The sequence below is a fragment of the Listeria grandensis FSL F6-0971 genome, from assembly GCF_000525835.1.
Taxonomy (GTDB): Bacteria; Bacillota; Bacilli; order Lactobacillales; family Listeriaceae; genus Listeria_A; species Listeria_A grandensis.
In genome coordinates this window covers 38,570-53,815 of record NZ_AODD01000008.1, presented here as the reverse complement: position 1 = coordinate 53,815, position 15,246 = coordinate 38,570, and the positions used below count along the sequence as shown (strand labels likewise).

10 protein-coding genes and 1 tRNA gene are annotated in these 15,246 nt (G+C 40.5%); all 11 read left to right on the top strand.

What is annotated here, in order from left to right; translation table 11 throughout:
• The first annotated feature begins 381 nt into the window (after window positions 1-381).
• On the top strand, window positions 382-2,757 hold the full coding sequence (locus tag PGRAN_RS15575) for a metallophosphoesterase (RefSeq protein WP_051998457.1): 2,376 nt from the start codon (window positions 382-384) through the stop codon (window positions 2,755-2,757).
• A 316-nt stretch (window positions 2,758-3,073) separates the two neighbouring features.
• Window positions 3,074-3,811 carry a Crp/Fnr family transcriptional regulator gene (locus tag PGRAN_RS06675; protein WP_077914611.1) on the top strand — a complete coding sequence of 246 codons (738 nt, stop codon included), beginning with the start codon at window positions 3,074-3,076 and terminating at the stop codon, window positions 3,809-3,811.
• A gap of 197 nt (window positions 3,812-4,008) precedes the next feature.
• Window positions 4,009-4,158 carry a hypothetical protein gene (locus tag PGRAN_RS16760; RefSeq protein ID WP_159101116.1) on the top strand — a complete coding sequence of 50 codons (150 nt, stop codon included), beginning with the start codon at window positions 4,009-4,011 and terminating at the stop codon, window positions 4,156-4,158.
• A gap of 1 nt (window position 4,159) precedes the next feature.
• Window positions 4,160-4,726 (top strand): cyclic nucleotide-binding domain-containing protein, encoded by a 567-nt coding sequence (locus PGRAN_RS06670; RefSeq protein WP_149024005.1) that lies wholly within the window; start codon window positions 4,160-4,162, stop codon window positions 4,724-4,726.
• 358 nt (window positions 4,727-5,084) lie between these two features.
• On the top strand, window positions 5,085-7,967 hold the full coding sequence (locus tag PGRAN_RS06665; RefSeq protein WP_036066047.1) for a toxin Cry1Ac domain D-VI-related protein: 2,883 nt from the start codon (window positions 5,085-5,087) through the stop codon (window positions 7,965-7,967).
• 201 nt (window positions 7,968-8,168) lie between these two features.
• On the top strand, window positions 8,169-9,287 hold the full coding sequence (locus PGRAN_RS06660; protein WP_036066046.1) for a M20/M25/M40 family metallo-hydrolase: 1,119 nt from the start codon (window positions 8,169-8,171) through the stop codon (window positions 9,285-9,287).
• Window positions 9,288-9,382: 95 nt separating this feature from the next.
• The gene (locus PGRAN_RS06655; RefSeq protein WP_036066045.1) at window positions 9,383-10,222 is read left to right on the top strand and encodes a YitT family protein; all 840 of its coding nucleotides are present in this window, start codon (window positions 9,383-9,385) and stop codon (window positions 10,220-10,222) included.
• Window positions 10,223-10,253: 31 nt separating this feature from the next.
• Complete coding sequence (locus PGRAN_RS06650; protein WP_036066043.1) at window positions 10,254-11,420, top strand: hypothetical protein; 1,167 nt, start codon at window positions 10,254-10,256, stop codon at window positions 11,418-11,420.
• Window positions 11,421-11,540: 120 nt separating this feature from the next.
• Complete coding sequence (gene gad, locus PGRAN_RS06645; protein WP_036066042.1) at window positions 11,541-12,947, top strand: glutamate decarboxylase; 1,407 nt, start codon at window positions 11,541-11,543, stop codon at window positions 12,945-12,947.
• Window positions 12,948-13,169: 222 nt separating this feature from the next.
• Window positions 13,170-13,242: transfer RNA gene (locus PGRAN_RS06640), tRNA-Asp, on the top strand.
• A 560-nt stretch (window positions 13,243-13,802) separates the two neighbouring features.
• Window positions 13,803-15,230: a toxin Cry1Ac domain D-VI-related protein gene (locus PGRAN_RS06635; protein ID WP_036066041.1), complete on the top strand. Its 1,428-nt coding sequence runs from the start codon at window positions 13,803-13,805 to the stop codon at window positions 15,228-15,230.
• The last annotated feature ends 16 nt before the right edge of the window (window positions 15,231-15,246 follow it).

Sequence of the window (15,246 nt, the reverse complement as noted above, 5' to 3'; positions counted from 1 at the left end):
CATGCATAAACCCCGATTATATAGACTCGGGTACTATGAGCGCTATAATCGGGGTTTTTGGTGACATTTGTTAGCTATCACGGTTAACTTCCTTCGCCATTTTTGCGGGGTTTACGAGAGTCTCGCCGAGTGCTGCGATTACTTGCCAAGCTTTTTTCATAATGAACAGCTCCTTTCTAACTTTATTATAGCCTTAGAACATTGGAGTTTCCCGCGATCTAAATAACAATTTGCTAAGTTTATCTTACGGTTTTATCATAATTCTTGTAAGATTAAAAAATTTACATGCAAAAAACAAGATCGATACATATTCTCAAACAACGCTTAACATTGCTAAGATACACTTGGGTGGTAAGCGAAATTGAGGGGGATTGAGAAAAGGTGAAAAAGTGGAAATCAGGGTTTGTTTATTTGTTGGTGGCGATTATTTTGGTTCAAATTGGGGTTACATATACGTCGTTTCCGAATGCTGTAAAGGCGGGTAGCCAGGCGGGAGACACCTTCATCGCTAAAGAATCAGAATGGAAATACTGGGATCAAGGGACTTATCCGGGAGATACGTGGCGGGACCAAACATTCAATGATACGGCTTGGAAATCAGGCAAGGGAGCGCTTGGCTACAATCCGAAAAACGCGGAAATCAAAATTAATACGACGATTTCCTACGGTGCTGTTGAGGACAAGAAATATCCTGTTTATTTTTTCAGGAAAAATTTTGAGGTGAAGGGTGCGGACAAGTACTTGCGTGCGAACTTGGCGCTGAAAGCTGATGATAGTGCGGTTATTTACGTGAACGGAAATGAAGTGAAACGGGTGCGCCTTGCGGATGGGGCGATTAATTTCGGGGATTATTCGGGGCAACAGAGTGCTGATGCGGTGGAATATGAAGGTATTAAGCTCGGCGCGATTCCTTTGAAGGAAGGCACAAATACGATTGCGGTCGCGATTTTTCAGCAAAAAGGGACAAGTTCAGATGTGACATTTGACGCGGAGCTGACGGGATTCACGACGCCGGAAGAAGTGGCGGCGGATGGAGACTACACACCATCTAAAATCGCTGTCACGTTTTTCGGAAACACACAGACACAAAAAGGCTTTACATGGCATACGAAGGCCGAAGTGGGATCAGATTTGCAATATGTGAAAGTAGCGGGAAGTGGGGCGCCGAACTTCGTGGGGGCGCAAACTGTGACGGGAACCCAAGAAGCAAATGATGCCGCAATCGGTGGTTTTTCCCATCAAGTAGCCGCGAAATACTTGGATTCAGGCACAACTTACTGGTACCGTGTTGGCGATAAGACCCGTGACACATGGAGTGAACCAGCCAAGTTCACGACGCAAAAGCGAGACACGAAGGCGTTCGATTTTCTATATGTGACCGACTCACAAGGAAGTAGCGAGGAAGAATATAGTTGGACGGATGCGACGCTGAATAAAGGTTTTGGGATGTTTCCCAACTCGGAATTCATTTTGCAAACAGGTGATTTGGTGAACACCTCATCGAGTCCTGCTGAGTGGGGCTGGCTATTTAGGACCTCGCAAAAACTGCTAAGCAATACGACAATCGCCGCGGCAACGGGAAATCATGATGCGTTCAACAACTCGTTCCGCCAACATTTTTATTATGATCATCCGGCGAATGCGAACAATTTGAACAAAGGAGTTTACTATTCATTTGACTACGGTCCGGCGCATTTCATGATGCTAAACACGAATGATCAGGATTCGCGAGCGCTTGATCCAACGCAACTGGCTTGGTTGAAAGCCGATGCGAAAAAAGCACGTGAAGATGGCGCGAAATGGCTCGTTGTCGCGTTTCATAAAGGGATTTATACCGTTGCAAGCCACATGACAGACTCTGAAATTGTCACGCTACGCGACCAGCTTGCTCCAGTTTTTGATGAGCTTGGCATCGATATTGTGTTGCAAGGCCATGACCACAGTTACTTCCGCTCGCAACAAATGGACGGCAAGACACCGATTGCAGTCGACAAAATCGGCAAAGTCGAGGAAGATGGGATTTCGCGCGATGTAGATCCGGGCGGACAAAGTTACCACGTCATCAACACGAGTGGTTACAAGTTCTACCAACCACAATCAGAAAGCAAGATGAGCGCTGCCGGTGTTTATCCCGCGAAGTACGCCCAACCGATGTTGCAAATGTTTGCGGGTATCAGTTTTACAGAAGATCGCTTCACGTATAAAGCCTATACCTATGATGCTAAATCAGCGCAAACAGCACGTGTGGCGGCAACTCCAGCGAATCTTTTCGATACGTACGGTATTTTGAAAACAGACAAAGCGAAGGCCGTCACCGCAGAAATTGCAGCATTACCAGAAAAAGTTACGCTAACCGACGAGGCAGCCATTTTAGCGGCAAAAGCTGCGTATGATAATTTAGACACTACTTTACAGAAATATGTCACCAATTCGGATGTTTTGGTCGCAAAATTAGCCGATTTGGAAAAGTTACAAACAGAGGAACCAACCCCAGAGCAACCAGATCCTGATGTTCCCGAGCCAGAGACACCGACAGAGCAACCGGTGGCACCAGAAGTTCCAACAACGAACCCAGAAAGGGAGAACGCACCAAAACCAGTAACATCCACAAATGGTGATACACTGACAGAGGAAGTAGCAGCTGAAAAAGGACTACCAACAACAGGAGATACCCCAACAATGTGGGCGTTAATTACTCTCGGAGGCAGTTTTCTTGTACTCGGAACCTCTCTTTTATGGCGTAGGAAATATAAATAATCTGAGATGAGATCCATAAATATAGAATAGGACATCTATCAAAATCGATTTTCCGGTTTTGATAGATGTCCTATTTTATTGTATAAAAATGCATACTCTAGTCGTATGTCGCCCCGTTTTTTAGAAACAATAATAAATAAATGGTACTGATGATTCGATTAATTGCAACATTCGCCCGAAAAAATTCTAGTAAACTAGAAAAATAGGAGTGACTATTCATGGTAGTATCAATAATATATCCTAGACTGCTAGTGATGAGTCAGGATAAAAAACACTAGCAATTTCATTTTAATAAATCAAGGCTTAGAAGTTAAATTTGGAATCAGAAAAAGGAATGAGAACAATGAGGTATCTAACGGAAATGCATTTTTTATACAACGATAAGATTGTACACGAAGAATTTAATAAGGAGCAATTTTTCCACTTTCTTCAAGATGATAGTTTTTTAAGTACAAATAAAGTAGCGAAACAATATAGAAAGAAAGAGGTTCTTATCAGAGAACAAGAAGAGGTCAGAGATCTTTTTTTTATTAAAGAGGGTTGTGTTATGGCTACGCAAGAAAGTAAGCGGGTAATGAGTTTTCATGCAAGTGGAGATATTATTGGACTGGAAAATTTAATCCTATACAGTGACGCGAAATATTCGTTTGAAGTTATTTCAGACAAAGTGAGTATTATTAAATGTAATAAGGCAGAAATGGTTGAAAAAATATTGAACGCACAGGAAGGCTATTTGTATTACTATATCCATTTACAAAATTTGATTCAGCATCTAAGAAACAAGGAAGAGCTATTACGACTATCATCGGAGCAAAGAATTAATTTGGTCTTATTCTGCTGTGCACTAAAATACGGTGAAAAAAAACATGGGACAACAAAGGTATGTTTTCCAAAATACATCAACAAAGGAATTATTGCAAAATATAGCAACCTAAATCCTAATACCGTCACTGTGAGCCTTCAAAAACTAGAAGAGGCAAAGATTATCGAGTCTGTTCGGCGAAAGATGTATATCGATTTGGCCAAATTAGAAAAGCGACTAGATGGGTGTTAATTTGGGCGCTTGAGCCAATAAAGCCATATATAAGTATCTGTTGAATTATCTATTATCCAGGAAAACAATGTCGTTCTTTTCACAAAATCATTAAAAAAAATTCATTTTGTGAAATAACAAACATTTGCTGATAAATCCTGTTAAAGTATAAGTAGGCAAAGAAAACACAAACAAATTTAAAGAAGGAGGTGGAGCAAATGAAAGAGCGGCTTACCGAGATGCAATTTTTATATACCGAAGAAAATATAGCGACTCAGTTTAGTGAAGAGAAGTTTCGTACCTTCTTACAAGAAGATAAAATTTTCCCACTGCAAGGTATAAAGAAAAGTTACAAGAAAAACGAGTAGGATCATCCTAGAGGAAGAAGAGCTAAACGAGATTTACTTTATAGAATCCGGTCATGTAGCTGCATTCAAAGATGAGGAAAAGATAGTGGATTTCTTTGCCAAAGAAGACGTGCTTGGACTCGCCAATTTACTACTAGATAGCAAGTCAGAGTATTCGTTCCAAGTCATTTCAAATGAACTGATCGTTACCAAGTACGAAAAAAGTGATATCATCGAAAAAGTCATCAACACCCAAGAAGGCTACTTCTATCATTATGTACACATGCAAAATCAAGTAGAACGAATGATAGAGAAAGAGGCACTGCTGAGACTACCATCAGAGCAAAGAATCAGCCTCGCGTTATTTCAAATCGTAACGAAATTTGGAGAAAGCACAGGTAAGCAACACATCTCGCGCTTCCCAAAACAGATCAGTAAAGGAATGATTGCTCAATATACAAGCATGAATCCAAATACAATTACAAATGTTATCCAAAAATTAGAAGAAGAAGAAATTATTCACCCATTAAGAAGAACGATTCATGTGGACATGTCTAAGCTCGAGATGAAATTAAAAGAGATGTTATAAACAGAATTCAAAAAGTAGCAACAAATACAGAGTGGAATTCTAGAAATGAAGAAAACAGGATTTAGATGTACTGGTAAGATAAGTGTATAGCAAGTCAGTCAGCAGGAGAAATCGCAATTGAATATTGATAATAACGCCACGGAAGATCACGATAAGAAAATTAATGACGTAATAGTAAGGATTTTCAAAATTATCATGAATAAAGTGAGCTACAAATAAGGATGGATTGGTAATAAATGGGCCATCGCCTAGAAAATCCAAATAATCTACAATCGTGAAAAGTAGTAACACAGGCAATGATACTGACACGGCCACGGAAGTAACAAAAAATATAAATACCGAGGAGATTATAAATTTTATGAAAAATACAAGTAAAAAAATCGCAGTAGGTCTATTAACAACGACAATCGTAGCATCTCAAGTATTCCCAACAGCAATGAGTATCTTTCCTAACTTAAGTGAAGGGAAATCAGCACAAGCGGCCACGACTCATATGGATAATTTAGTAGTAATCGAAGGTCCTGGTTACATGCTTATTACAGTAGATGTCAAAATTTATCTTGCAAATGGAACAATGCAATTGATGTATAAAGCTAATGGGGTGAATGGCGTATTCACAGTACTAGGAAAGCCAACTGGAACAGGTAAGCAAGTCTATATGGTTGAAAAGAAAGATGGTATAGGTAAGTTTGATACTTTCCGGTTGGATTATTTAAATCAATCAGGTACTGTAATGAGCACTGCATCTCATATATTCCTAGATGAAGTTGCATCTAACAGCCAGAATCAAGAAACGGCAACAAACTTAGTAGATGGTTTATTCGAGGACAGCAACAAGAATACTTTAAAACCTGGAACAAGTCAAAAAGATATTGATGATGCCCAAGAAGTTATCGATAAATTACCAACAGGACCAGAAAAGACAACGCTCCAAAACGATGTTGATAAAGCTAAAGATTTATTAATAGGGCAAGTAGCAGATCAAAGTGCACAAACAGCAGCAAAAATGGCAATCAGCGAATTGTTCACAGATGCTAGCAAAAATGCAATCAAAGAAACAACGAATCAAGCAACCATCGACAGCGCGCAAAACCTAGTAAACCAAGTTCAAAATCCAACAGTGAAAGCAGAACTACAAGCCGATTTAGATAAAGCAAAAGAACTATTAACAACACAAAAAGAACAAGCGAACAAAGATACAGCGAGTGTAGCAATCAACGAATTATTTGAAAATAACGACCCAGCAAGCGATAAAATCAAAGATACAACAACGCAAGCAGTGATTGATAACGCCCAAGCAAAAATTGATGCAGTAACAGATGAAGCAACTAAAGCAACATTACAAGCAGACCTAGACAAGGCGAAAGAATTACTGGTAGATCGTGATGCAGAAGCAGTAACAGAAGTAGATAACCAAACATTAGGTAAATTCCTTGTTAACCAATTGTTTGAAAATAACGACCCAGCAAGCGATAAAATCAAAGACACAACAACACAAGCAAAAATTGATGAAGCAAAAGAACAAATTAACAAAATCAAAAATACAGTTGTAAAAGAAGCACTACAAAAAGACCTAATTGCTGCGCAAAGCTTACTCAATTTTATACTTCAAGAGGAAGCATACAGTGCAATTAAAGAATTATTTGTAGACAATAAGCCGTCAGGAAATGTAATTAAAGATACAACAGATCAAAAAGGGATTGATGCTGCTAGAGAATTAGTGGGTGGATTAGTAAACAACGCATCTGCACCGCTTTTCAATAGTATATTAGACACGGCTCAATCACTACTAGATGCTAAACTAGAAGCAGAAAAAGTAGCACAAGCAGAAAATGCAGTCAACGAACTATTCACAAATAACAACCCAGAAACAGGCGCAATCAAAGAAACAACAACGCAAAAAGAAATTGATGACGCTAAAACAGCAATCGAAGCAGTAACAGACGCAGGTAAAAAAGCAGAATTAGAAGCAGGCTTAAACCTTGCCCAACAACAACTTGACGAAAAAACAGAAGCAGCGGCAACAGAGCAAGCTAAGCAAGAAGCAGCAACAGACGCAATCAACGAATTATTCACAAATAACAATCCAGAAACAGGCACAATCAAAGAAACAACAACGCAAAAAGAAATCGATGACGCTAAAACAGCAATCGAAGCAGTAACAGACGCAGATAAAAAAGCAGAATTAGAAGCAGGCCTAAACCTTGCTCAACAACAACTTGACGAAAAAACAGAAGCAGCGGCAGAGCAAGTGAAACAAGACGTAGCAACAGATGCAATCAACGAACTATTCACAAATAGCAACCCAGAAACAGGAACAATCAAAGACACAGTAACACAAAAAGAAATCGATGACGCACAAACAGCAGTAGATGCAGTAACAGACGAAGCTAAAAAAGCAGAACTACAAGCAGACTTAGACATTGCTAAAGAGCTACTAGGAGATAAATTAGCAACAAAAGGTACCATCGTAGCTGACGAATTTACAGTAGGCACACACAAATATATCACAGGAACACACACAGGTGATGTAGCTAAAGTATCTATGTTCCAAAATGGCACAGAATTTAAAGGCGCAACAGTTAAAAATGGCGAATTCACTTTCTATGTTGCTGACAAAAAAGTGAAGAGCACAGATGAAATCATCATGGTAGCTTACGATGCGAACGGTAAGGAACTCTCTAGACACACCGTAACATTCACAAGCACAAGTACGGAGGGTGCCATCAATCCAATTGAGATGATCATCCCAGGTCATAATAACATCACAGGAACGCACAATGGTGATGTCGCTAAAATCCAAGTATCAGTTAACGGAACGCTTTACAAAGGCGGTACAATTAACGCAGATGGCACATTTAAATTCTACTCACATGATAAAGTAAAAAGCACATCCGACGAAGTTATCATCTTTGCTTATGACAAAGCCGGTAACTTGCTAGAAAGCAAAACGGTCCAAATTCAACAACCAGAAAAAATTGGTGGCATGATTACAACAGAAACAATGACAATTGGCGACAAGAACATCGTAGGAACATACGCAGGCGAAGTTAAATCAGTTGTTGTAACAGTGAACGGAACAGAGTATAAAGGTGGCACATTCAACGAAGACGGCACATTCAAATTCTACGCACTAGACAAGATTAAAAATGCAGACGATGTTGTAACAATTCAAGCATACGACAAAGGCAAAAACCTACTAGACACACAAGACGTAACAATTCAAGCAGCAACAAAATAAGAAACAGCGAATGGCGAGAGATGTATATCTCTCGCCATTTGCTTTGTAAAATAAAACTTTATCGAGAAAATGCCTGATTCGAATCAAAATAACTATTTACAAATAGTTTCGAATGAGATAATAAGGTTTCAACCAGTAGTAACAAGGGAAAAATCGCATAACGGGAATTATTATAAAATGACATTCGTAGGAGGAACTAAAATGGTTAACAAATCACGATTAGTAGACACTTTCATCGAGCTCGTCAAGATTGATTCAGAAACAAAACACGAAGGGAAATTTCAAAAATACTTAAAAGAACGATTTCAATCGCTAGGCCTTGAGGTAATTGAAGATGACACAATGGCTGAAACAGGTTTCGGTGCGAACAATCTGTTATGTCGCCTTCCAGGTAACGTGAATGCCGATGCTATATTCTTTTCTTGTCATATGGATACGGTTACACCAGGTCTTGGTATCAAGCCAGAAATAAGAGAGGATATTATCTATTCGGACGGAACGACAATTTTAGCGGCAGATGACAAAGCTGGAATTGCGATTATGCTCGAAACAGTGGCGCTCATTCAAGAAAACAACACCCCACACGGAACGCTCGAATTTGTACTTTCAGTAGGTGAAGAAAGCGGTTTAATCGGTATTAAAGCCTTCGATATGAGAACGCTTAAGGCCAGCCACGGTTTTGTTTTAGATACAGGAGGTCCGGTTGGCAGTATTACGGTTGGAAGTCCGACGCACGCTGGTCTTGAAATTCAGATTGATGGGACTGCAGCACATGCTGGAATTGAGCCGGAAAAAGGCATTTCGGCACTTGAGATCGCAGCTAAAGCAATTTCTCAGATGAAGCTCGGTCGCGTTGATTTTGAAACGACAGCTAATATTGGTATAATTGAAGGAGGAACTGCAACAAATATCGTGATGGAACACGTGCGGATGGTTGCAGAAGTTAGGTCGATCAACAGCGAATCTTGCGAGGCACAAATACAGCACATGAAAGACTTATTCGAAAAAACAACGGCAGAAATGGGTGGCGCGATTACAATAAAAGTAGATAGGAAATACAGCGGTTTCGACTTCAACGCCGACAATACCGTTGTCAAAATTGCCACAGAAGCGATGGCCAAATTAGGGATGACGGCTAATCATGAAGTAAGCGGTGGCGGTAGTGACGCTAACATTTTTAACGAACAAGGAAAAGAAACGACCAACTTATCAATCGGCTATGAAAAAATTCACACCGTTCACGAATATATTCCGATTCGCGAACTAGAAAAAGCGACGGCATTAGCTTATGAAATTGTGAAGCAAGTGGTAACTAAATAAACTCACAATTCTATCTATATGTTAAAGTTCGCGACACAATCCATGACCCTTCATAGACTGAATACGGTAAGACTAATCAGATTGAAGGTGTTTGAATGAAACATTTAATAAAACAATTCTTACTAGTAGCAGTTTCCATCGCGCTTATTGGCGCCAGTATTAATTTATTTCTTGCTCCGCATCATATTGCGGCAGGAGGCGTTACAGGGATAGGTATATTAGTAGAGCAGGCACTGGGGGTTCCTCTGGCGCTTACGGTGTTAATTCTAAACGTGGTGATGCTTATACTAGCATTCGTATTCCTAGGCCGCGCAGTATTTGTTAGATCATTTCTGGGAAGCCTACTTTTACCATTATCACTCGCTATTATTCCCGAAACGATGCTCGCGCAAGATCGCTTACTATCGGTTATTTTCGGCAGTATGATTTTTGCAATTGGTGTAGCCATACTGTATCGCATCGAAGCTTCGAGCGGTGGGACAACGATTCCGCCATTAATTTTAAAGAAATATTTCAACCTGAATACATCACTCGGCCTATTTTTGGTGGATGCGATCATCGTTATTTTCAATATTTTCGTATTTGGAGTAGAAGAGTTTTTATTCGCGATTCTCTCACTCATTTTAGTTGCCATTATTATGAATTACTTAGAAACGGGCCTTAAAAAACGCAAAGCCGTGATGATTATGAGCGATGACAAGATTGAAGAAATCAAGGCAGGATTATTAAAAGAGATGGGGCGCGGTGTCACGGTTTTCTCCGTATCAGGCGGATTTACCGGGAGCGAAAAAACGATGTTAATGGTCGTTTTGGAAACGCGTGAATACCAATCTGTTCTAAAAATGATCAATTCCTATGACAAACAATCTTTCGTTATTGCTTATACTGTCTCTGAAGTTCACGGACTCGGTTTCAGTTATCACACCATCGAATAAAAATTGAAAGTATAACAAACGGGGGGATTATATGAATCCAGTTACAGCTTTTACAATTATTATGCTCATTTGGGCAATCAGTGATTTTGTTTCGAAAAAAACGAAATCATTGATATCAACTCTACTCGTAGCATCCATCATTTTTCTAGTCGGATTTAAAACGAATATATTCCCAGAAGATTTACTGAGCAGCTCATCCTTACTTGCGCTTGGGCAAACTGTCGTTGGCTTTATCATCGTTCACATTGGAACCATGATCAGCCTCGATGAACTGAAAAAACAATGGAAAACCGTCTTGATTGGCGTTTCTGCTGTCGCTGGGATCGCAGCTTTCCTGTTCCTTATCGGCTCCTTTTTCCTTGATCAAAATTTTGTCATCGGTGCAATTGGCGCGATCAGCGGTGGAACCATCTCCGTTATCATCGTTCAAGAATCAGCGTTGGCATCTGGTCTAGTACTTGTGGCAGTGTTTCCAGTTCTCATTGCAGCATTCCAAGGCTTGATTGGATTTCCGCTGACATCGCTCATTTTGCGCAAAGAAGCGACACGTATCAAAGGTGAGTATCGCGCAGGGACGCTCAAAGTAGAAAAAACAGAAGAGCATCATGAAGAAGAAGCTAAAACAATGATGCCTAAAGCACTACAAACAACGGCAGGAACACTATTCGTCGTTGGTGTCGTCGTCTTGCTTTCCATGTACATTGATGGACTCACAAATGGCATCTTAAACACATTTGTTGTCGCCCTATTATTCGGTATTGCCTTACGTGCATTCGGCGTTGTGAAACCGAATATCCTAAGTGGCATCGATGCTTATGGTCTCATGATGTTAGCCATCTTGATCATTATTTTTGGACCACTAGCCACATCTTCTGTTGAAGATCTCGTAGCACTTATCGGGCCACTTTGCATTGCCTTTGCAATCGGTGTAGCAGGAAGCGTCGCGTTCTCGGCCATCATGGGTAAAATCCTTGGCTACAGCATCTCGATGTCCATCGCAATCGGGCTCACGACACTATATGGCTTCCCAGGAACGATGATTTTGAGTCAGGAGGCCGCGAGAAGTGTTGGTGAAAACGAACAAGAAGTCGCGGCAATCGAAGGCCAAATTTTACCGAAGATGATCATCGCAGGTTTTTCAACGGTGACGATAACTTCCGTCGTGCTTACTAGTATCATAGCAGAATTCATTCATTAAATTTTTTATAGAGCGGAGAGGAGCGCACAGTTCCCCTTCGCTTTTTTCATGTATGGGTTTACCTTGGCGTCAAAGAGGCTATGTGTAGTATGATTAGATAAAAAAGGAGATGAGCAAAACATGGCACAACTAGGTGGAAATAAACAAGGTTCAGAGCACGATGAAATACGGCTATTTTACGGAGAAGGCTTGTCCGAACAACCACTTCCACGCTACGAAATCCCAGCAAACACGATGCCAGCCGGTGCGGCGTACGATTTTATTATGGATGAACTCAGAGACGAAGGAAGCGCCCGGCAAAACTTAGCGACATTCGTACAAACTTGGATGGAGCCCGAAGCACAGCAACTCATCATGAACACTCTCGACAAAAATGCTGTCGACAAATCGGAATATCCGCAAACCGCAGAAATTGAAGAACGTTGCGTCAATATTATCGCGAACCTCTGGAATGCCGATCAACGCGACGAATTCATCGGAACCTCGACGGTTGGTTCGTCCGAAGCCTGCATGTTAGGAGGTATGGCAGCCCTTTTCAGGTGGAAAAAACAAGCGCGCGAACTCGGCCTCGATATGAGCAAACGCCCAAATATGATTATTTCGTCGGCGTACCAAGTCGTTTGGGAGAAATTTGGCGTCTATTGGGATATCGAACTCCGTGAAGTTCCCGTTACTAAAGAATGTCTTGCTCTTGATCCCGCTAGAGCAGTTGACCTCATCGATGACTACACTATTTGCGTCGTGGGCATCATGGGTTTAACCTACACCGGTCGCTACGATGACATCAAGGCATTGGACACCGCGATCACGGCATATAACGAAACAAGCAGGGTAAAAGTCTACATTCATGTCGATGCAGCATCAGGAGGCTTATACACGCCATTTATGGAACCTAATCTAGAATGGGATTTCCGTCTCGACAATGTCAAATCGATCAATACATCCGGACACAAATACGGCCTCGTTTACCCCGGCGTCGGTTGGGTAGTCTGGAAAGACAAAGAATGGCTACCAAAAGAGCTCGTATTCAACGTCAGCTATCTCGGCGGCGACATGCCAACCATGGCCATTAACTTTTCACGGCCCGCAAGCCTTATCGTTGCTCAGTACTACTTATTCCTGCGTCTAGGCTTCGAAGGCTTCCGTCAAGTCCACGCACGAACGCAAAAAGCAGCCAAATACATCACGAAAGAACTCAAAAAACTAGACATGTTCGAAATCATCAACGGTGCCGATCAGCTTCCAGTCATTGCGTGGACTCTAAAAGAAAACGCCGATGTCGAATGGGATCTATACGATCTATCAGATTTCTTGCGAATGCGCGGCTGGCAAGTTCCAGCGTACCCACTACCCGCAGATTTAGAAGAAATAGTCGTTCTGCGCGCCGTTATCAAAGGCGATTTCAGTTACGACTCCGCACTTCTCTTTGTCCGTGATCTCAAAGCAACCATCGAAAAACTAGAAGAATCACATGTTCTGCCAAGTGCGAGCAATCATCCAAAAATATCTCACGGTTTCACACATTAATCGTCCAGCGAACCGACAGGCGCCCGTTACCGTCGTTACAAATTTTGTTTAGGTTCTTACTTTTGCCTAAGTGCTAAGTATTTGTCGGTCCGCTGGGGTTTTGCGGTTTGGAAAATAAGTTTGGTGAAAAGTCTTAATTTTTTTAGAAAACATGCGAAATCGCTTGACGCAGGGGCTGAAACATGTTTTAATAAGGGAGTGCCAAAAATGGTGCGGCAAAAAGGTTCCGTGGTGTAGGGGTTAACATGCCTGCCTGTCACGCAGGAGATCGCGGGTTCAAATCCCGTCGGGACCGTCAAATTAAGACAAGCGCTTTATTCTGGATACTTTGTCCAGAATAAGGCGTTTTTTTTTTTGCGTCAATGACGGAGTCCGGATAATTGACATACTATTCTGGCGGATTTATAGCAAACGATTACATTGTCGTGAGTATAAAAATAGACACAAATAGGGTCCTTTTTTTCAATTTTTTTAGAAAACAGCGCCATCTGGACGTGGTAATCTTATTCATGTAGCCAAGAACATCTTAGAAAATAGGTGTGGGCACGAATTAAATAAGCATAGATAGGAAGAGGTAGATAAGAATAAACCAGAAGTGAAAATATATCTCGTCGGCATAAGCATATGGCAGTAAGTGTTGATAAAGGAATATCAAGCGCCATTTCAAAAAGAACAATTCTTATTTTTCTGAGTATTCATTCACAAAAGACACAAAATAGATATAAATATCCATTGTAGAATCTTGATTTATAGAAATTGTATTCTAATCAGATGATTTATACTAAGAACATGAGCGAGGATAACTCGACTCGAACGTAAATTATGCGAAATTAAAAAAAGGAAGAAGGAATAAAATTGAAGAAGAAGCAAATTAAGAAATTAGTAAGTGCATTAACAGTAGCGTCTATTTTAGGAACAAGCGTGGTAACACCATTTAACGTATTGGCAACCCCAGCGGAGGCGGCAGTTGATTCACGCATTTCACCAACATATGTAGCACCAGTAACATCAAATATTTATATGTCAAACATTAACACATACTTCCCAAGTGCCACTTTAATCAATGGTATTTTGACAATTGATTTAACTAAAATGCACGTGAACTATGGTGCAGGCGTTCAGCTTCCAGATGGTAAAGTAATCAATGCTCTATCTAAAACTAAAGATGGCGTAGCAGATTTCATGGTATTAGACCTTAGAGGCGAGAATTTGACGGTGGGATCAGGTAAGATTCACGTAGAGAAGATCGATCCGAATAATAAGAAGTGGGGTAACTACGGTTTTGATATTAATACATCGTCCTACTATCAATACAGCACAGAGTTTGGTCAAGCTGTGTACAATCTGTTTGATGATCAAAATTTCACAACGCTAAACCCAGGATTTACAAGCGAAGATCTTACAAATGTATATAAAAAGATGGCAGTTACACCGAATTCCCCTGAAAAAGATAGATTATTTCAACTTGTTATCAAAGCAATAAATATGTCTGATGCACAAGAAAAAGCAAAAACAACAGCAGCACGTGATGAAGTCAACGCTCTATTCACAAATAACAATCCAAGTTCAAATGCTATCAAAAACACCACAAACCAAGCGGCGATTGATAAAGCACAAACATTAGTCGATGCAGTTACAGATGCAACTGAAAAAGCGAAAATCCAAGCGGATCTAGATAAAGCAAAAGAACTTTTAGCAGCAGCGATTGCAAGCGAAGAAGCAGCAGCAAGTAAATCAGTGAAAGAACTATTTGTGAACAACAATCCAGCGAGCAATGCTATCAAAGACACAACAGTTCAAACAACAATCAATGATGCACAAAAATTAGTAGATGCACTAACAAACCCAACTTTAAAAGCAACATTACAAAAAGATGTAGACAAAGCCCAATCACTACTTGATGCACGTAATGCTGAAGAAGCAACAGATAAAGATCAACAAACAATTGCAACATACCTTGTAAATCAATTATTCGTAGGAAATACGCCAACATCTGATGCAATCAAAGACACAACAACACAAGCAAAAATCAATGATGCACAAGAACAAATTAACCTAGTGAAAAATCCAACAGTGAAAGCAAAACTGCAAAAAGATCTAGATCGCGCCCAAGAATTACTAAACGCTAAAAATGCAGCAGAAGCAGCGAAAGAAGAGCAAGCTCGCCTTGATGCCGCAATAAAAGCAGTACATGAACTATACACAAACAATAACCCGCAAACAGATGCAATTAAAGAAACAACGAACCAAAAAGCCATTGATGATGCACAAAAAGTTGATTGATGCTCTATCACCTTCA